Source organism: Pseudomonas sp. B424 (assembly GCF_055408345.1).
Genome location: NZ_JBUZTL010000003.1, coordinates 339417 through 357352 on the forward strand (window position 1 = coordinate 339417; position 17936 = coordinate 357352).

The following is a 17936-nucleotide window of genomic DNA, read 5'->3' on the forward strand; positions in this document are numbered from 1 at the left end:
AAATGGCTCAACGGGCCGCAGGCGCCTAGTCTACGCCCATTCCACAAGGCTCATCGAGCCTGAGATGCTGATGCGCAGCGGCGTTATACATAGGCAGGGCAATAAACCCATCGAGAGGTTTACCTTCTATATAAACAGCCGGCAGTTGCAAATCGAATCTGTTTATGGTCACAAGGTCCGCGTGCATGAACCTGTTTAACCTGCGTCGCCATTCCCCCAGCCTTGAAGAGATGGCTGCTCATTCTGCGCCGTCGATGTCTGGCAACCACCCGTCCCGTCAGTACCTGATGCCCTGTGTTGAGCGCGAAGCCCAAGTGTTTGTGCGCGGGCAGGGTTCGTGGATGTGGGACAGCGACAGCCGTGCGTACCTGGACTTTACCCAGGGCGCTGCCGCCAACAGCCTGGGCCACAGCCCGGCGGTGCTGGTCAAAGCGATGGCTGAGCAGGCGCAATCGCTGATGAATCCAGGCACAGGTTTTTTAAACCGTGGCATGTTGAACTTGGCGCAACGTTTGTGTGAAAGCACCGGCAGCGATCAGGTGCATTTGCTCAACACCGGCGCCGAGGCCAACGAAGGTGCGATCAAACTGGCGCGTAAATGGGGCCAGCTGCATCGCGGTGGCGCACACCGGATAATCACCGCCAGCCGCAGTTGCCATGGTCGCAGCTTCGGGGCCATGTCGGCCTCTGGCAGCGGTACGCTGGATAACCGTTTCGAGCCGCAATTGCCGGGCTTCATCAATGTGCCATTTAACGACTTGCCCGCGCTGCATGCGGCGGTCGATGCACAGACCGTGGCCATCATGCTGGAACCGGTGCAAAGCGATGCCGGTGTGATCCCGGCGACCGAGCATTACCTCAAGGGTGTTGAGCGGTTGTGCCGCGAGCTGGGGATCTTGCTGATTCTGGATGAAGTCCAGACCGGTATGGGGCGCTGCGGCACGTTGCTGGCAGAACAAAATTACGGCATTCGCGCCGACATCATCACCTTGGGCAAAGGCCTGGGCGGTGGTGTGCCGCTGGCCGCGCTGCTGGCTCGGGGCAAGGCCTGCTGCCTGGCACCCGGTGAGCTGGGTGGCACCCACCATGGCAACGCGCTGATGACCGCCGCCGGTGGCGCGGTGCTGGAAACGCTATTGGAAAAAGGTTTTTTGCAGCAGGTTCGGGACACTGGCCAACACTTGCGCGAAGGCCTGGGCCGGCTGGCCAATAGTTATGCACAGGGCGAATTACGTGGTGAGGGGTTGTTGTGGGGCCTGACCTTGTCGGATGACTCGGCGGACGCCGTGGTCAAGGCCGCACTGTACGAGGGTTTACTGATCAGTGCGCCGCAGCCCGACTGCCTGCGCTTTACCCCGGCGTTGTGCGTGAGCAAGGGCAACATCGACGAAATGCTACTGCGCCTGGCCCGGGCGTTTGCCCGGGTACGTACCGCGCAATTGCAGTGCCGCCGTGGGGTTGCAGTCTAAAGAGCGACACCGAATTAAAAGAACCGTCTCGCGGTATAACGCGTCGCCCTGTGCCTGATTTCTTCGGCACGGGGCGTTTTTTTATCTGTGGATAAGTATCGACTGAACCTTTGACCTGAGCCCGCAGTCGATTAACGGTAGGGCTTGATTGAGCCCGCCAATCATTGGGAGCTGTGTATATGGACCTTATTAAAATCATCTTCGCCATTCTGCTTCCGCCACTGGGCGTGTTTATGCAAGTGGGCTTTGCCGGGGCATTTTGGCTGAATATTCTGCTGACCTTGTGCGGCTACATTCCAGGGATCGTGCACGCGGTGTGGATTATCGCCAAGCGTTAAGCACAGATCATTTGTAGCAGCCGCCGCAGCCCATCGCAGCCTGCGGCAGCGGCTACAGGTTATGCACCGGTTTGCATCACCCCACGATAAAACAACCACTCCTGCTCCAGCGCATGGGCCTGGTTGGCGGCCTTGCGAAAGCCATGGCGTTCGTCGGGGTAGTAATGCGCCCGGGCCGGGATGCCGTTGTCTTGCAGGGCCTTGAGCATGTCGCGGGTCTGTTGGGGGACCACCACGGCGTCCAGCTCACCCTGGAAGAAAATCACCGGCACGCTGATCTGGCTGGCGTGCAGCAATGGGGTGCGGGCCGCGTAGCGTTCAGCGTCGCGCACGGGATCGCCAATCAGCCAGTCAAGGTAGTCGCCTTCGAACTTGTGGGTGTCCCGGGCCAGGGCAATCGGGTCGCTGACCCCGTACAAGCTGGCTCCCGCCCGGAAGACGTTGTTGAACGCCAATGCACACAGGGTGGTGTAACCGCCTGCGCTGCCGCCGCGAATAAAAGCGTTGTTGCCGTCAATCAGCCCTTGTCCGGCCAGATGGCTGACGACCGAGCAGGCGTCTTCTACGTCCACTTCGCCCCATTTCAGGTGCAGAGCCTGACGGTAGTCACGGCCATAGCCGCTGCTGCCACGGTAGTTGAGGTCGGCCACGGCGAAGCCGCGCTGGGTCCAGTACTGAATGCGCGGGTCGAGCATCGGGTAGCAGGCCGAGGTCGGGCCGCCATGGATAAAGACCACCAGCGGCGGCTTGATCTCACCGTGCATCGACGGATAGAAAAAGCCGTGGGCCTGTCCGCTGGCCGAGGGATAGCACAGCGTCCGCGGACGGCTGATCTGCTCGGCCGGCAGCGGCGCAACGCCGCCAGCCAGCACATCGACATGGTGATCAGCGCGGTGAATGCGGACCACCGCTGAAGGACATACCGGCGATGCGGCGATGCAGTAGATGAACTCGTCATCCAGCGCCAGGCTGCGAAAACGGCTGTAGTCGCCAGTGAAATCCTCAAGGTTGCCATCAGCTGTACGTATGCCCAAATGTCCGAAACCGGCTTCAGTCCAGCTGGCCAGATATGCTTGTTCGCCCAGCGGCAGCCAGGTGCTGGCGCCCAATTGCCAGGGCGCCGGGGCGTGATCGGCGTCAGCGGCTGGCGCGGGCACCAGGCCTTCGCCCGACTCGGCCCAAGGCTGCCAAAAACCAGCGCGGTCGGTCAGGCAATGCAGGCGGTTGTGTTCGTCGAAGCGCGGTTGTTGCAGCGATTCCTCAGCCAGGTCGCCGGCAATGCAATACGCGGTATTCCAGTGGCCGGCGCTTTGGCCTTCGGCCAGCATCAGTCGGGTAGAGGTCCATGGCTGATGCGGACGGCTCCATTCGATCCAGGCCAGGCGCTGGCCGTCAGGGCTCAGGGTGGGCGAGGCATAGAAGTCGGCACCTTCGGCCAGTACCCGGCGCTCAAGGGTGCCCGGGTGGATGCTGACCAGCCGATGCTGATCGAGGTTTTCTTCGACGGCCAGCACTTGCCCTTCGACAAACTGCACATCGCCGTAGCGGCAAGTGCCTTGGGTCAGCGCCTGCGGGGCGGTGCCATCCAGGCCTTGGCGGTACAGTTGTTGATCGGCTTCGTTGACGAACACCACGCCATCATCGCTCAGGCAAAACGCGCCCCCGCCGTACTCGTATACCCGGCTGCGCACGCTGAAACCCTCTGGCGTCAGGCAATGCGCTTGCCCGTCGCGCCGGTGCCAGATACGGCAGGCGGCGTCAGTGGGGCGGTATTCATTCCAGAACAGGCCGAGGGGGCCGACCCGCAATTCAGCGAAATCGACCCCGGCGGCTACGGCGAGTGCAGCACTGAAGGGTTCAACCTTTTGCGATGAGACGTGAGTTTCGTTCATTTCGGAAGGCCAGTTGTTCGATGGTCTGGGTGGCGTGCTCGGCTTCTTCGCGCGCCTTGAGAATCAGGTCGTGTTGCGGCGACTTGCTGCACACAGGGTCCGCGTTGCTGGCGTCTCCCGTGAGCATAAAGGCCTGGCAACGACAGCCGCCGAAGTCCTTTTCTTTCTCGTCGCACGAGCGGCAAGGCTCGGGCATCCAGTCATAACCCCGAAAACGATTGAAGCCGAACGAGTCGTACCAGATGTGTTGCATGCTGTGGTCGCGCACGTTGGGGAACTCGACCGGCATTTGCCGTGCACCATGACACGGCAGGGCGGTGCCGTCAGGTGTCACGGTCAAAAAGATGCTGCCCCAGCCGTTCATGCAGGCCTTGGGGCGCTCTTCGTAATAATCCGGGGTGACGAAAATCAGTTTGCAGGGGTGGCCTTCGGCTTCAAGTTTGGCGCGGTATTCATTGGTCACCCGCTCGGCGCGCACCAGCTGTTCCTTGGTTGGGAGCAAGCCGACGCGGTTGAGCTGGGCCCAGCCGTAGAACTGGCAGGTGGCGAGCTCGACGAAGTCGGCCTCAAGGGCGATGCACAGCTCGATGATGCGGTCGATCTTGTCGATGTTGTGCCGGTGGGTGACGAAGTTCAGCACCATCGGGTAGCCGTGGGCTTTGACGGCGCGGGCCATTTCGAGTTTTTGCGCGAAGGCTTTTTTCGAGCCGGCCAGCAGGTTGTTTACTTGCTCGTCACTGGCCTGGAAGCTGATCTGGATATGGTCCAGCCCGGCCTTTTTGAAGTCGCTGATTTTTTGCTCGGTCAGGCCAATGCCCGAGGTGATCAGGTTGGTGTAGAAGCCTAGTTTGCGGGCCTCACTGATCAGTTCGGCCAGGTCCTGGCGTACCAGCGGCTCGCCACCGGAGAACCCGAGCTGGGCTGCGCCCATCTCCCGCGCTTCACGAAATACCTTGATCCACTGCTCGGTGCTCAGCTCTTTGCCCTGCTGGGCGAAATCCAGCGGGTTGGAGCAATAGGGGCATTGCAGCGGGCAGCGATAGGTCAGTTCAGCCAGCAGCCACAATGGCAGGCCGACTTCCGGTGTTGGGGGGATGCGGCTGTCAGGCAAGTTCGATCCAGTGCTCTGCACGAGCGACCTCCATAAATTGCTCGATGTCTTCACCGAGTTCGGGTACGCCGGGGAACTGCGCGTCCAGCGAGGCAATGATGGCCGCCACGTCGCGCTGGCCGTCAATCAGGCCGCCGATCAGCGCGGCGCTGTCATTGAGTTTGATCATGCCTTCGGGGTAGAGCAGCACGTGGCCTTTTTGTGCCGGTTCGTACTGGAAACGGTAGCCGGTACGCCAGGTCGGGATTTTGCTGCGGTCGAAGTTCATAGGGTGATTCCTTTATGCCAGACCCGTTCGCAGGTCACGCTGTGAAACGGCGGGCGGTCCAGCTCGTAGGCCATGGTCATGGCATCGAGCATGCTCCAAAGGATGTCGAGTTTGAACTGGAGAATTTCCAGCATGCGCTGCTGGCCTTCCCGGGTGGTGTAGTGCTGCAGGGTGATTGCCAGCCCGTGTTCCACGTCGCGCCGGGCCTGGCCCAGACGAGTGCGGAAATACTCGTAGCCGGCAGGGTCGATCCACGGGTAGTGCTGCGGCCAGCTGTCCAGGCGTGACTGGTGGATTTGCGGCGCGAACATCTCGGTCAGCGAGCTGCTGGCGGCTTCTTCCCAGCTGGCGCGGCGGGCGAAGTTGACGTAGGCGTCTACGGCAAAGCGTACGCCGGGCAGAACCAGCTCCTGGGAGCGCAGTTGATCCGGGTCCAGACCTACGGCCTGACCCAGACGCAACCAGGCTTCGATGCCGCCGTCTTCTCCGGGTGCGCCGTCGTGGTCGAGCAGGCGTTGAATCCACTCACGACGTACTTCGCGATCCGGGCAGTTGGCCAGGATAGCGGCGTCCTTGAGCGGGATATTGACTTGATAGTAGAAGCGGTTGGCGACCCAGCCCTGAATCTGCTCGCGGGTCGCGCGGCCTTCGTACATCGCCACCTGATAGGGGTGGTAGATGTGGTAGTACGCGCCTTTGGCACGCAGTGCGGCCTCGAATTCGGCGGTGGAGAGTGGGGCTTGGGTCACGTGTGTTCTCCAGTCATGTGGGAGCGGGTTTACTCGCGATGGCATCACCGCGATTTGTCAGGCATACCGCGTCGTTTGTATCGCGAGCCAGCCCGTTCCTGCAGGGGAATGCATGGATTATTACAACTCGATGCTCATGCCATCAAAGGCCACTTCAACTCCCCGGCGTGCCAGTTCGGCGCGTTCGGCAGAGTCTTCGTCGAGGATCGGGTTGGTGTTGTTGATGTGGATCAGAATCTTGCGCTGCTCAGGCAGTTGCTCAAGTACTTCGAGCATGCCGCCGGGACCGTTTTGTGCCAGGTGGCCCATTTCTCGCCCGGTGCGGGTACCGACGCCACGGCGCTGCATTTCATCGTCGTCCCACATCGTGCCGTCCACCAGCAGGCAGTTACTGCCTGCCATGATTTCCAGCAGAGGTGCATCTACCTTGCCCAGCCCGGGGGCGTAGAACAGTTTGCCGCCGGTGCGCAGGTCTTCGACGATGAGGCCAATGTTGTCGCCCGGGTGCGGGTCGAAGCGGTGTGGCGAGTACGGCGGCGCGGCACTGCGCAGCGGCAACGGGCTGAAACGCAGGTTGGGGCAGGCCGGGATGGTGAATGAGCCTTCAAGCTCGATGCGGTTCCAGTTCAGGCCGCCATTCCAGTGTTTGAGCATGGTGAACAGCGGGAAGCCGGTGCTCAGGTCTTCATGGACCATGTCGGTGCACCACACCTCATGCGGGCAGCCTTCGCGCAAGCTGAGCAGGCCGGTGGTGTGGTCGATCTGGCTGTCCATCAGGATGATGGCGCTGATCCCGGTATCGCGCAGGGCCCGGCCCGGTTGCATGGGGGCGAAGCTTTGCAGTTGGGCGCGGATGTCGGGTGAGGTGTTGCACAGGACCCAGTTGACGCCGTCATCGGAAATCGCGATCGAGGACTGCGTGCGGGCGGTGGCGCGCAGGCTGCCATCACGAAAACCCGCGCAGTTGACGCAGTTGCAGTTCCACTGCGGGAAGCCGCCGCCAGCGGCGGAGCCTAGAATCTGGACGAACATGGCGTGCTCTCTTGCGAAGCTGAAAATAAAAACGCCCCGGCGAACCGAGGCGTTGGGTTGCTCTGCTGGGCTCTTTATTCAAGAGGCCGGGCAGATCAACGGCTGGCGAAGTACATGGTGACTTCAAAGCCAATACGCAGGTCGGTGTAAGCAGGTTTAGTCCAAGCCATTAGGTGACTCCTTCAGCGGGTGGTTAGTGGGTGTCTCTTGATTAGTCCAGCTCCCGAAGGAGATGTTCAAAAGTTCAGGTGGACATGTTACTAAATTTGAAAGTGTCTGAACGCCCAAAGTTGAAGAAAGCCCATTACATGGTTGGTAACGATCAGCTTCTCCCTGGATAAAACGTTTCAGTGGCCGGGCTTGTGGCCAGGCACAACCAGCGGCTTTCAGGCGCGTTAACCTGCTGGGCCGCTTTGAGTGTAGTGCCTTGATCCAGTGCCATAAGTGCGGTGTAGAGGGCTGTCAGGTAATCCGACGGGTGGCCTGCCAGCTTCGCTTGCCAGAGCAATTCGCTGGCCTGGAGCACGCCCAGGGCCTCACTCGAGAATTGTCGGGCCAAGGTTGTGCGGGCCTGAATGAAAGATGTTTCATCCAGTGCAGAGATCATATTCGGCAAATCCTCGAGGAAGTTTTGGATGTGATCGAAGATTTCTGCTGTCGGGGCGTTGGGCGATTGCACGCCGAACAGCAGGCCGGTTTGGCCATTGATCTGGCGCAGGCCGCTGAACACGGCATAACCCAGTTGCAGCCCGACCCGTAGACGTTGATAGAACGGGGTTTGCGCCACATGACCGAGCAGGCGCCAGGCGGCTTCGTCAGCGATGGTCGCTTCCGGGGCCGGGCAGTACAGAAGGAGTGCGTGCTCGCTGGAGTCGCAGGGCTCGGTGTGCCAGTGACGTTGGGTGTTGTGCTCGCTAGGCCGCACCTGTTGCGCATCCGGGGTGCCCGGGACTTTGTTCAGCACCGGTGTGATCAAGGTCTGTGTGGAAGCAGGCAGTCCGACGGCCAGCCCGTCCCAACGGGCTTGTGCCCAGCAGTCCTGCAGATCGGCGGCAACAGGCCCGCTGCACGGCTGGCACAGTTCGGGCAGGCGTTTGAGCAGTTGGCGGATGGGGATCAACGGTGCGGCTGGTGAGGTACTGCCTGTGAGCTCTGTGACCGGTGCACCGAGTGCGCGCACTGCGTGCTCCAGAATGGCGGGCATGGGTTCGTGGAAACCGTGCATTTTGAGTAGCCAGTCATTGCCCAACGCGTTGAACGACAGTTCGACTCCGGCGTAGCGAGCATCGAGAACAAGTGAGCGCAGGCTGTTTTCCAGGAGCGGCAACAATTCCGGTGCAGGCTTTACCGGCAGGTGCCAGCGCAGATAAATCGCCGCTTCGCCGCTGTGGGCGGGGATTGCCGTGCTGAAACTCATGGCGGACAGGTCGCGGCGACTGCGCAGGCGATCCTGGGCAAATGTGCGCAAGCCGCGGTGAGCACTGGTTTGCCCGCGAATCAGGCCGGCACTGACCGGTTCTTTCGCTGCCAGCAGAAACGGATTGGGCGCAGGCAGTTGCCAGGCATGCTGCCCGGCTGGTTGTGGCGCGCAAGGCAACTGTTCCAGCACGGCCTTGAGGGCTGTAATGCCTTGTTCTGACAGACCGGGTACATATTGCTCACCATCGCGGCGGGCAAGTTCCAGCGCAGCACTGACGTCTAGCTGACGCTGTTGCAGCAGACGGTACTCGTCCCGTAGCGCAGGCCAATCCTGTTGTGCGCTGAAAAACGCCAGCCAGTCATGGAAGGTGTTCTGGATCAGTGCGGCGTGCCCCGCGATGTCGGTGGCGGCACTGAATTCAATCTGCAGCAGGGCCTGACCATTGAAGTGGTAGAGCGATGTAGCTTTGAGGGTGTCGATCACTTGCAGCTGGCGTAACTGCGCAATCAGGCCGCCGGCTTTGTCGGAATTGATCCAGAGGCACAGAAAGTCCAGCGCCTGGTCATACTCGGGCGGCAGTTGTTCAAGGGCGAACATCAGGCTCAGGCGCGGGCCGTCGCAGTGTTGATAGTGTTGCTCGGGGCTGGCCATCAGCAAGGGTGCGCTGGTCTGCTGCACGGTGGTACCGCTGGGGAACTCTGCGCTGCAGCGCTCGGCCAGGGCTATCAGGTCCGGGGCTGACTGCGGGCCTGCCAGGCTCAAAGTCATTTGCCCGGTCTGATAAAACCCTTGGTAAAAATCTTTTAAGGCCTGCTGAAAGCTCGCGCGCGGCACGGGCAGGCTGTAACGGTTGCCTGCATGGAATGCCCGCAACGGGTGGGCCGGGTTCAGCGGCTGGAACAGCTTCATTTCGCGTTGCGCTGAAGCCTCACGGGCCCAGGCGATAAATTCGGCATGTATGACTTCACGCTCGCGCAGTTGGTCGTCCAGATTCATGCGCGGATGGGCGAGCATGTCGCACAAGCGTTGAAGGCCGCCCTCGAAGGTAGCCGGAGGCAATTCAAAAAAGAATTCGGTATGCCGCTCACTGGTTTTGGCATTCACCTGGCCGCCGTGGCGCTGCACATACGCCATCAGGCTATCGGACGCCGGGAAGCGCGCGGTCCCCAGAAACAGCAAGTGCTCCAGAAAGTGCGCCAGCCCAGGCCAGGCTGCGGGCACATCGTGACTGCCTGCGGCGACCCGCAAAACGGCCGCGCAACGCTTGAGGCGCGGCTCGTGGCGCACGGAAAGAGTCAGACCGCTTTTAAGCGTCAAACGTTGGGTGTGAGGGTGGTTCAGCGCAGGCATGGGCACTTCCGGAACAGAGAAGCGCTCATGCTAGCGGATTTAGCGCTTGCTCAGCTCGCGGTAAAGCTCGGGACGGCGGTCGGCCAGGTAAAAATTACCGGTTTTGGCGTCCAGCAGTTGCTGATGATCCAGTGTGGCGACAATCAGTGCCTCGGCCTGTTGGGCCAGCGCGACTTGCTGGCCGTTGGGCGCGGCGATACTGCTTTGACCGCAGTAATGGATGTTGCCTTCATGCCCGCAATAATTGGCGTAGGCCACATAGCACTGGTTTTCGAAGGCACGACACCGCACGGTGACGTCGGCGATAAAGTCGTAAGGCGCCATGTTGGCGGTGGGCACCACAATCAGCTCAGCCCCGGCCAGGGCCAGGCGGCGGGTGTTTTCCGGGAATTCGAGGTCATAGCAAATCAGCAGGCCGAGCTTCCAGCCATTGAGCTCAATGATGGGGAATGCATCGGGGCCTTTGCTGAACATCGAGTGGTCGAGCTCACCGAACAGATGGGTTTTACGGTAGTTGCACAGGCTTTTGCCGTGGGCGTCGATCAATTGCGCGCTGTTGTAGATCTGCCCGTCTGCGCCGCGCTCGGGGTAGCCGTACACAATCGCCGTGCCCGTGGCCCTGGCCAGCCCGGCAATCTGTTGTGCGGCGTCACCGTCGTGGGTTTGCGCCAGCTTGGCCACGGCTGGGGCGCCGATGTTGTAGCCCGTGAGGAACATCTCTGGCAGAACCAGCAGATCAATGTCCTTGGCCTGAGTGGCGACATCTTTCAAGCGCTGCAGGTTGCCGGCCACATCCAGCGGCAGGGGCGGGCACTGATATAGGGCGACGCGCATGGTGTTCTCCTGATGTTCAATTTTCGCGTGGGAGCGGGCTTGCTCGCGACGGGATCGCTGCGCAGTGCCTGATGTACGGCGTTGCTGCCATCGCGAGCAAGCCCGCTCCCGCAGGGATCAATCCGGCAGGGCAATCGGCCCGATTTCGTGGAACACGTCACCCGGGCCGGGGTTCTCGGCATGGGTACTGCCACCGAAGTGGGTCATGATCCCCCAGACCGCATTCAATGAGGTCTGCACCGCGCCTTCAACCCAGGCCGGGGTCCACGACACGTCATCGCCCGCAATGAAGATCCCGCGTTGTTCACCGGGCATCTCTTGCTGCATGAAGTGCGCGTACATCCGCTGGTTGTAACGGTAATGCCCCGGCAGCGCGCCCTTGAAGGCCCCCAAAAAGTGCGGGTCGGCTTCCCACGACACTGTGATCGGGTCGCCGATGATGCGGCTGGCGATATCCACCTTTGGGTAGATCTTTTTCAGCGAATCGAGCGCCAGTTTTACGCGCTTTTCCACAGGGTGCGGGAGCATTTTCAGCGCATCGCTCATCCACGAGTACGACAGGCAAATCACCCCAGGCTTGTCGTCACCGTTGTCGAACAGGTAAGTGCCACGGGTCAGACGGTCGGTGAGGGTCATGCTCATCAGGTCGCGGCCGGTCTCGGGGTCTTTGTCTTTCCAGAACGGGCGGTCGACCATCACAAACGTTTTGGACGATTGCATGTAGCGTGTGCGGTCCAGCGCCATCCACACTTTTTGTGAGAACAGCGATTCTTCGCATTCGATCTGGGTGGTCAGCAGCCAGCTTTGGCAGGTGACCAGTACTGCTTCATAGGGGCGTGTGACACCGAGGATGTCGGTGACAGAAAACAGCCCGTCTGCTGTACGAGAGATGGCTTTGACTCCAGTGCGTGGTGCGCCGTTGTGCAGCGAACTGAGGCTGGTGCCAGCAGGCCAGTGAGCGCAGCGCTCCGGGGCGTGGCGCCAGATACCCAGCGGCACTTGCTCGACACCGCCGACCACCAGGTGTTGGTGGTCGTCGCAGTTGGTCATTACCACCCGGAAAATTTCGAGCATTGAGTTGGGGAAGTCCGAGTCCCAGCCACCGGTGCCGAACCCGACCTGGCCAAATACTTCGCGGTGCTGGAACGACAGCTTGGCGAAGGCTTTGGACGTGGCCACAAAATCGTAGAACGTGCGGTCGTCCCACAGCGGAACCAGGGTGTTCCACAGCTCTTTAAGCCGGGGCACGTCACGGTCACGGATCGCTTGCTGGATATCGCCAAAGCGCGAACCTGATTCCAGTGCATCTGCCCAGGCGTCGGCTACTTCCTGGAACAGTGCAGGCAGGTCCGCCAGTTTTTGTGCGTAGAAGGTCTGGCCTTCGAGGTCGATCACGGTGCTGCCCGAAGCGGGCGTCAGCGGGTTAGGGAAGGGTTTGGTCTCCAGCCCCAGCTTGTCCACGTAGTGGTAAAACGCGGTCGAGGAGACCGGGAAGCGCATGCCGCCCAGTTCGGCAATCACGCCTTCGCTGCCCTCGAATGCTTGCGAGCGCAGGCGCCCGCCCATTTTCGAGGCTTCATAGACCACGGGTTTGAGGCCCAGCTTCATCAGCTCATAAGCCGCCACCATCCCGGCCATCCCGGCGCCGACAATCGCCACTTCCGAGCCCAGCTTGTGTGCCGGGATACTGCCCAGGCCGGCCGGGTGTTCGATCCAGTCATCAAAGGCAAACGGAAAATCCGGGCCGAAGATGGTGATGGGTTTTTTTCCGTCGTTAGGGTGGCGATTATTCTTGTTCATGGCTGACCTTGCTGGCGACTCAAGCGTAACGTTGAGTATAGAAAAAGACAGGCACCATGATAGGGAGCGCGGAGCACGTTAATAAGACGCAAATTGTCGTCGTTATGGCCTTTTTTTGGTCGATGTGACGAGGCTGGCTGGTGAAATGACTTATCCGCGATCGACTTTGCTGCTGAGGATGATCGAAGTGGTGGTTTTTTCGACACCCTCGACGCTGCCGATCTGATCGAGCAACTGGTCAAGTTGCTCGGGGGAGTCGCTGCGCAGCCAGGCCACGTAATCGAACTCGCCGCTGACCGCGCATAGTTGCTGTACCTGGGCCATTGCGCTCAAGCGCCGGACCACTTCTTTGCCGGAGCGTGGCTGCACGGTGATCCCGACATAGGCCTGTAAACCGCCATCAATCAGACGCTGGCCCAGACGAACGCCATAACCGGTGATGACCCCGTTCTTCTCCAGTCGTGCCAGGCGCGAGGTCACGGTAGTGCGCGCAATCCCCAACTGACGCGCCAGCATCGCCACGCTTTCACGGGCATTGAGCTGCAAGGCCGCAATCAATTGACGGTCCATTTCATCCAGCGCAGGCGGGCGGGTATCAGACAAGGGGAGACTCCAGATACACGAAAGCCGCGCAGTGCGCGGCTTTGAGTTTGGTGGGCCCAGTAGGACTCGAACCTACGACCAAGGGATTATGAGTCCCCTGCTCTAACCAACTGAGCTATAGGCCCTCAGTAGGCCGCGGATTATAACGACGGTTTCTCGGTAGTGCTATCCGAAAAGTCTGAAATAAGCAGACGAAGGAAAGTTGCTGCGAATTCTTCGGCTGGTAAAGGCGCGCTGACGATAGGGCCCTGGATCTGTTCGCAGCCGGCTTTGGTCAGAAAGTCCTGTTGTGCCCGGGTTTCGACACCTTCGGCAATGATGGTGATTTGCATGCTGCGCCCCAGTGCAATGATGGCGCGCACGATCGCGGCATCGTGGGTGTCATTGGGCAGGCCCCGGATAAATGACTGGTCGATTTTCAGCGTGTCCAGCGGCAAATGTTTGAGGTAGCTGAGGGACGAGTAGCCGGTACCAAAATCGTCAATGGACAGTTGCACACCTAACTGTTTGAGCTGAAGCAGTACCACAAACGCTTCTTCGGTCTGGCTCGTGATGACGTTTTCGGTGATTTTCAGCTGTAAGCAACCCGGCTTGAGTGCGTAGGTTTTGAGTAACTGATGGATACGTGTCAGCAGTTTTGGGCTGTACAGCTGAGAGCTCGCCAGGTTGACGGATATCGGCCCAAAGGGCTCGTAAACTTGATGCCAGGCATGCAGTTGTTGGCAGACACGTTCGAGCATCCAATCGCCTATTTGTATGATCATGCCGTTTTCTTCGGCCAGATGAATAAAACGCTCGGGTGGGATGTCTCCGAGTTCAGGGTGGTTCCAGCGAATAAGTGCTTTGGCGCCGACCAGACTGAGGTCGCGCAAGCTGATTTTAGGTTGATAGAACAGTACCAGTTGGTCGCGCTCCAGCGCCCGGCGCAGATCCTGCTCCAGAGCGACGCGTGCACTGGCCTGGGCGCTCAGGTCCTGGGTGTAGCGTTCGACACGGTTGCGACCTTTGAGTTTGGAGCGGTACATCGCGGTATCGGCATTTTTGATGAGGATGTCTACTTCAGTGCCGTCTTCCGGATACACGCTGATGCCGATGCTGGCGCTGATAAACAGTTCATGCTCGCCTGCCGGGAAGGGGGCGCTGAAACACGCCAGGAGCTTGTCGGCTATGAGCTCTGCATCACGGGGGGATTTGAGCCCGGGCAGCAGGATAATGAATTCATCGCCGCCAAGGCGGGCAACGGTGTCGATATCGCGCAACTGTTCTTTGAGGCGGGTTGCAATGCCATTGAGCAGCAGATCGCCGACCGGATGGCCGAGGCTGTCATTAATGTTCTTGAAACGGTCCAGGTCCAGAAACAGGACGGCGCCGTGCTGGCCATTGCGCCTCTGATCCGTGAGCACCTCGCGCAGCCGACGCTCAAACAGCAAACGGTTGGGCAGGTTGGTCAGCGGGTCGTGGTGGGCTTGGTGGTCAAGGCGTGACTGGGCATGTTTGAGGCTGGAGATGTCAGAAAATACGCCTACAAAGTGGGTCACCAGGTTGTCGCTGTTGCGTACGGTGCTGATGGTCATCCAGTTGGGGTGTATTTCACCGTTTTTGCGTTTGTTGCTGATTTCGCCCTGCCAGTGGCCATCTTTTGAAAGCTGATGCCACATTGCGGCAAAGAACAGGCTGTTGTGCTGGCCGGAAGCCATAATGCGCGGAGTCTGGCCAAGGACTTCGCTCTCGCAGTAACCGGTAATTTCGGTGAAGGCCCGATTGACCGCGGTGATGACATGCTGGGGATCAGTAATGACGATGCCTTCAGCCGTGCTCTCAAAGACGGTTGCCGTTTGTTGCAGTTTTTCCTGCATCTGATGGCGTTCTGTGATGTCGCGCGCGATGGTGAGTATGCAGTTCTCCGTGCCGATCTTCAGTGGGTAGCTGGAGATTTCACAGAGGCGGATTCGTCCGTCCCTGTGTCGGATGCTGCATCTGAAGTCACGGGCAAAGCCGTTTTCCTCCAGTCGTCTCAGCAGTTCGGTGCGTTGCTCAAGATCGACCCACAGGTGCAGATCCAGCGTTGAGTGGTGCAGGGCAGCGTCGCTGTCATAACCACTGAGCTGGCTAAAGCCTTCGTTTGTTTCGATCATCAGGCCATCGCTTTGTCGAGTTATCAAAAGGCCGTCTGGAGAGGCATGGAACGCTTTGGCGAACTTTTCTTCGGAGAGGCGCAAGGCTTCCTCGACCTGCTTGTTATCGCTGATATTGATCATCAGGCCGCGCAAAACGGCCTGTTGGTTGTGGGTGGTGATACTGGCTATGTCCCGTAGCCACAGGGTATTGCCGTCAGCGGTTATCACTCGATAGTCCAGGCTGTGGTCATGACCGGCGTTGATCTCACTGTCGCGGCAGGCCCGGGCGCGGGCCTGGTCATCGGGATGCAGGATCCGGTGCCAGAACCCCGGGCTTGACCAGTCCGCGATAGGGTAGCCGAGCAAAACTTCGGCCTGGGGCGAGACATAGGTATAGGCATCGCCGTCCAGGCGTGCCTCCCAGGCGATAGCCGAAAGGCTTTCTATCAGGCTTCTGTAGTGATATTCGCTGCTGCGCAGCGCTTGTTCGAGGGCTTTTCGGTGATAAATTTCAAAGCTCGTGCGTCGATTGATGCGGATGACCACGATCAGTATGACGGTCAAAAGTAGTGTGCTGGGGAGGATATAGAGCAGCACGGTGCGCCACAGGGCGCGGTAGTCGCCATTCCAGTGCTGCTGATTATTAGCGATTTCTCCCGGGTTGGTGTCGGGCAGTACTTTGTCGAGCAGCCAGTCGATTCTGGTTTGTCCGGTTAGCTCTGATGCGGCCACTTGTCGGGGGGCAGGGTGCAGGTGTGCATGATCGCTCGTCAGGTCAGCATAGAGCGCGCGCTGGGTTTGAAGCTCAAATGACGGGCGCGCGGTATCGATGCCGAGGAACGGTTCAGGATGGTTTTCGAGTCGTTGCTGCTCTTTATCGCTAAATGTCAGGGCACAGGTGGCAGTGGTCCAGGCGACAAGCGACAGAAGCAGGAAAGCCAGCAATCGTGACATGCGCGTCTCTTCAGTGCGCTTGGATGCATCCAGTGTAGTCGGACTGTGGCGGGGGGAAGGGGCGAGAAGGTGTTTGGGTATAAAGCAAAACCCCCGGCAGGGCCGGGGGTTTTGGGATCACTCGTCGAGGAAGGAGCGCAAATGCTCGCTTCTCGTCGGGTGGCGCAGCTTGCGCAACGCTTTGGCTTCGATCTGACGAATCCGCTCACGGGTAACGTCGAATTGTTTACCAACCTCCTCAAGGGTGTGGTCGGTATTCATGTCGATACCGAAACGCATGCGCAGTACCTTGGCTTCACGGGCTGTGAGGCCGCCGAGTACGTCGCGTGTCGCTTCTTTAAGGCTCTCAACGGTAGCTACATCGATTGGCGACTGCATGGTCGAGTCTTCGATGAAGTCGCCCAGATGGGAGTCTTCGTCATCACCGATCGGGGTTTCCATGGAGATCGGCTCTTTAGCGATCTTCAATACCTTGCGGATTTTATCCTCAGGCATTTCCATGCGTTCGCCCAGCTCTTCCGGGGTCGGTTCGCGACCCATTTCCTGCAACATCTGGCGGGAAATACGGTTGAGCTTGTTGATCGTCTCGATCATGTGCACCGGAATACGGATGGTGCGGGCCTGGTCGGCGATCGAGCGAGTGATCGCCTGACGGATCCACCAGGTGGCATAAGTCGAGAATTTGTAGCCGCGGCGGTATTCAAACTTGTCTACCGCTTTCATCAAGCCGATGTTGCCTTCCTGGATCAGATCGAGGAACTGCAAGCCACGGTTGGTGTACTTCTTGGCGATGGAGATCACCAGACGCAAGTTCGCTTCAACCATCTCTTTCTTCGCGCGGCGGGCCTTGGCCTCACCGATCGACATGCGACGGTTGATGTCCTTGATCTCGGCAATCTTCAAGCCTGTTTCGGCTTCAAGTGCAGACAGCTTTTGCTGGCAACGGATGATGTCCGGTTGCAGGCGACCAATGGCTTCAGCGTATTTGCTTTTGCCTTTGGCCAGTGCGTCGCTCCAGCTTTCGTCGACTTCGTTGCCCGGGAACAGGCGCAGGAAATCAGTACGCGGCATGCGAGCATCACGAACACACAGCTGCATGATGGCGCGCTCTTGTGCACGCAGACGCTCCAGGGCGCTACGAACACGTTCAACCAGGCCTTCGAATTGCTTCGGGACCAGTTTGATCGGCATGAACAGCTCAGCCAGTGCAACCAGCTCGGCAATTGCCTGCTTGCTGCCACGACCGTGCTTTTTCAGTGCCTTGCGAGCGATTTCCATCTGATCGGAAACGGCGCCAAAGCGCTGAGCCGCGATGATCGGGTCGGGGCCGCTTTCGACCTCTTCCTCTTCCTCGGTGGACTCTTCCTTATCTTCCTCTTCGTCATCACCTTCGGCTTTCACCTTTGGGTCGACAGGAGGCGGCACTTCGGCTGCAGGCGGCGCAATACCGTCGTCCGGGTCGATATAACCGCTCAGAACGTCGGACAGGCGACCACCTTCGGTGGTGACGCGAGTGTACTCGGAGAGAATATGGTCAACCGTGCCAGGGAAGTGCGCGATTGCGCCCATCACTTCACGGATGCCTTCTTCAATACGCTTGGCGATTTCGATTTCGCCTTCACGTGTCAGCAGTTCTACCGTGCCCATTTCGCGCATGTACATGCGCACTGGGTCAGTAGTACGACCAATGTCGGTCTCTACTGCCGCCAACGCGGCAGCTGCTTCTTCAGCAGCTGCCTCGTCGGTGTCGGCATCGGCCAACATAAGGGCGTCCGCATCCGGAGCACTCTCGTGTACGGGGATCCCCATGTCATTAATCATGCGGATGATGTCTTCCACTTGCTCCGGATCTGAAATATCTTCGGGCAGGTGGTCGTTGACCTCTGCGTAAGTCAGATACTTCTGCTCACGGCCGAGGGTGATCAACTCTTTGATACGAGACTGCTGTTGCGCTTTTCCGGACATAACACCCTATCCACTGAAGGTCTTGGCGGGCAAA

The 17936-nt window shown here is 59.5% G+C and carries 14 protein-coding genes and 1 tRNA gene; 2 read left to right on the top strand and 13 right to left on the bottom strand.

Going from position 1 to position 17936, the window contains the following annotated elements:
- The first annotated feature begins 185 nt into the window (after window positions 1-185).
- Complete coding sequence (locus ACZRMS_RS06280; protein ID WP_463994577.1) at window positions 186-1469, top strand: aspartate aminotransferase family protein; 1284 nt, start codon at window positions 186-188, stop codon at window positions 1467-1469.
- A 179-nt stretch (window positions 1470-1648) separates the two neighbouring features.
- Entirely contained in the window at window positions 1649-1807 is a 159-nt protein-coding gene (locus ACZRMS_RS06285; protein ID WP_004419451.1) for a YqaE/Pmp3 family membrane protein, read from the top strand.
- 59 nt (window positions 1808-1866) lie between these two features.
- On the opposite strand, the gene ACZRMS_RS06290 is transcribed toward ACZRMS_RS06285, so the two are convergent.
- The 13 genes from ACZRMS_RS06290 to rpoD all read right to left on the bottom strand — a co-directional run bounded on the left by ACZRMS_RS06290 (window position 1867) and on the right by rpoD (window position 17902).
- Entirely contained in the window at window positions 1867-3699 is a 1833-nt protein-coding gene (locus tag ACZRMS_RS06290) for a S9 family peptidase (RefSeq protein WP_463994578.1), read from the bottom strand.
- A complete protein-coding gene (gene pqqE, locus ACZRMS_RS06295; RefSeq protein WP_463994579.1) occupies window positions 3665-4831 on the bottom strand; it encodes a pyrroloquinoline quinone biosynthesis protein PqqE in 1167 nt (388 codons plus the stop codon). Before pqqE ends, ACZRMS_RS06290 begins: the two co-directional genes overlap by 35 nt.
- Window positions 4803-5078: a pyrroloquinoline quinone biosynthesis peptide chaperone PqqD gene (gene pqqD / locus ACZRMS_RS06300; RefSeq protein ID WP_463994580.1), complete on the bottom strand. Its 276-nt coding sequence runs from the start codon at window positions 5076-5078 to the stop codon at window positions 4803-4805. Before pqqD ends, pqqE begins: the two co-directional genes overlap by 29 nt.
- Window positions 5075-5827 (bottom strand): pyrroloquinoline-quinone synthase PqqC, encoded by a 753-nt coding sequence (gene pqqC, locus ACZRMS_RS06305; protein WP_463994581.1) that lies wholly within the window; start codon window positions 5825-5827, stop codon window positions 5075-5077. Before pqqC ends, pqqD begins: the two co-directional genes overlap by 4 nt.
- Before the next feature lie 120 nt (window positions 5828-5947).
- Window positions 5948-6859 (bottom strand): pyrroloquinoline quinone biosynthesis protein PqqB, encoded by a 912-nt coding sequence (pqqB, locus tag ACZRMS_RS06310; protein ID WP_463994582.1) that lies wholly within the window; start codon window positions 6857-6859, stop codon window positions 5948-5950.
- Between the two features lie 95 nt (window positions 6860-6954).
- On the bottom strand, window positions 6955-7029 hold the full coding sequence (gene pqqA / locus ACZRMS_RS06315) for a pyrroloquinoline quinone precursor peptide PqqA (RefSeq protein WP_003444522.1): 75 nt from the start codon (window positions 7027-7029) through the stop codon (window positions 6955-6957).
- A 152-nt stretch (window positions 7030-7181) separates the two neighbouring features.
- Window positions 7182-9629, bottom strand: coding sequence for a pyrroloquinoline quinone biosynthesis protein PqqF (gene pqqF, locus ACZRMS_RS06320; protein ID WP_463994583.1), 2448 nt, complete (start codon window positions 9627-9629; stop codon window positions 7182-7184).
- A 39-nt stretch (window positions 9630-9668) separates the two neighbouring features.
- The gene (locus tag ACZRMS_RS06325) at window positions 9669-10463 is read right to left on the bottom strand and encodes a carbon-nitrogen hydrolase family protein (protein ID WP_463994584.1); all 795 of its coding nucleotides are present in this window, start codon (window positions 10461-10463) and stop codon (window positions 9669-9671) included.
- A 117-nt stretch (window positions 10464-10580) separates the two neighbouring features.
- Window positions 10581-12263 (bottom strand): flavin monoamine oxidase family protein, encoded by a 1683-nt coding sequence (locus ACZRMS_RS06330; RefSeq protein WP_463994585.1) that lies wholly within the window; start codon window positions 12261-12263, stop codon window positions 10581-10583.
- Window positions 12264-12413: 150 nt separating this feature from the next.
- A complete protein-coding gene (locus ACZRMS_RS06335) occupies window positions 12414-12866 on the bottom strand; it encodes an Lrp/AsnC family transcriptional regulator (protein ID WP_463994586.1) in 453 nt (150 codons plus the stop codon).
- A 48-nt stretch (window positions 12867-12914) separates the two neighbouring features.
- A tRNA-Ile gene (locus ACZRMS_RS06340) sits at window positions 12915-12991 on the bottom strand.
- A 15-nt stretch (window positions 12992-13006) separates the two neighbouring features.
- Window positions 13007-15937, bottom strand: a complete 2931-nt coding sequence (locus ACZRMS_RS06345) for a sensor domain-containing protein (RefSeq protein ID WP_463994587.1) — start codon at window positions 15935-15937, stop codon at window positions 13007-13009.
- A 117-nt stretch (window positions 15938-16054) separates the two neighbouring features.
- Window positions 16055-17902, bottom strand: a complete 1848-nt coding sequence (gene rpoD / locus ACZRMS_RS06350) for an RNA polymerase sigma factor RpoD (RefSeq protein ID WP_463994588.1) — start codon at window positions 17900-17902, stop codon at window positions 16055-16057.
- Between the last annotated feature and the right edge of the window lie 34 nt (window positions 17903-17936).

Coding starts and splice junctions, on each gene's coding strand:
- pqqD (WP_463994580.1), bottom strand. CDS start 5,078: ATGAACTTCGACCGCAGCAAAATCCCGACCTGGCGTACCGGCTACCGT.
- ACZRMS_RS06330 (WP_463994585.1), bottom strand. CDS start 12,263: ATGAACAAGAATAATCGCCACCCTAACGACGGAAAAAAACCCATCACC.
- pqqB (WP_463994582.1), bottom strand. CDS start 6,859: ATGTTCGTCCAGATTCTAGGCTCCGCCGCTGGCGGCGGCTTCCCGCAG.
- ACZRMS_RS06345 (WP_463994587.1), bottom strand. CDS start 15,937: ATGTCACGATTGCTGGCTTTCCTGCTTCTGTCGCTTGTCGCCTGGACC.
- rpoD (WP_463994588.1), bottom strand. CDS start 17,902: ATGTCCGGAAAAGCGCAACAGCAGTCTCGTATCAAAGAGTTGATCACC.
- ACZRMS_RS06325 (WP_463994584.1), bottom strand. CDS start 10,463: ATGCGCGTCGCCCTATATCAGTGCCCGCCCCTGCCGCTGGATGTGGCC.
- pqqF (WP_463994583.1), bottom strand. CDS start 9,629: ATGCCTGCGCTGAACCACCCTCACACCCAACGTTTGACGCTTAAAAGC.
- ACZRMS_RS06290 (WP_463994578.1), bottom strand. CDS start 3,699: ATGAACGAAACTCACGTCTCATCGCAAAAGGTTGAACCCTTCAGTGCT.
- ACZRMS_RS06285 (WP_004419451.1), top strand. CDS start 1,649: ATGGACCTTATTAAAATCATCTTCGCCATTCTGCTTCCGCCACTGGGC.
- ACZRMS_RS06280 (WP_463994577.1), top strand. CDS start 186: ATGAACCTGTTTAACCTGCGTCGCCATTCCCCCAGCCTTGAAGAGATG.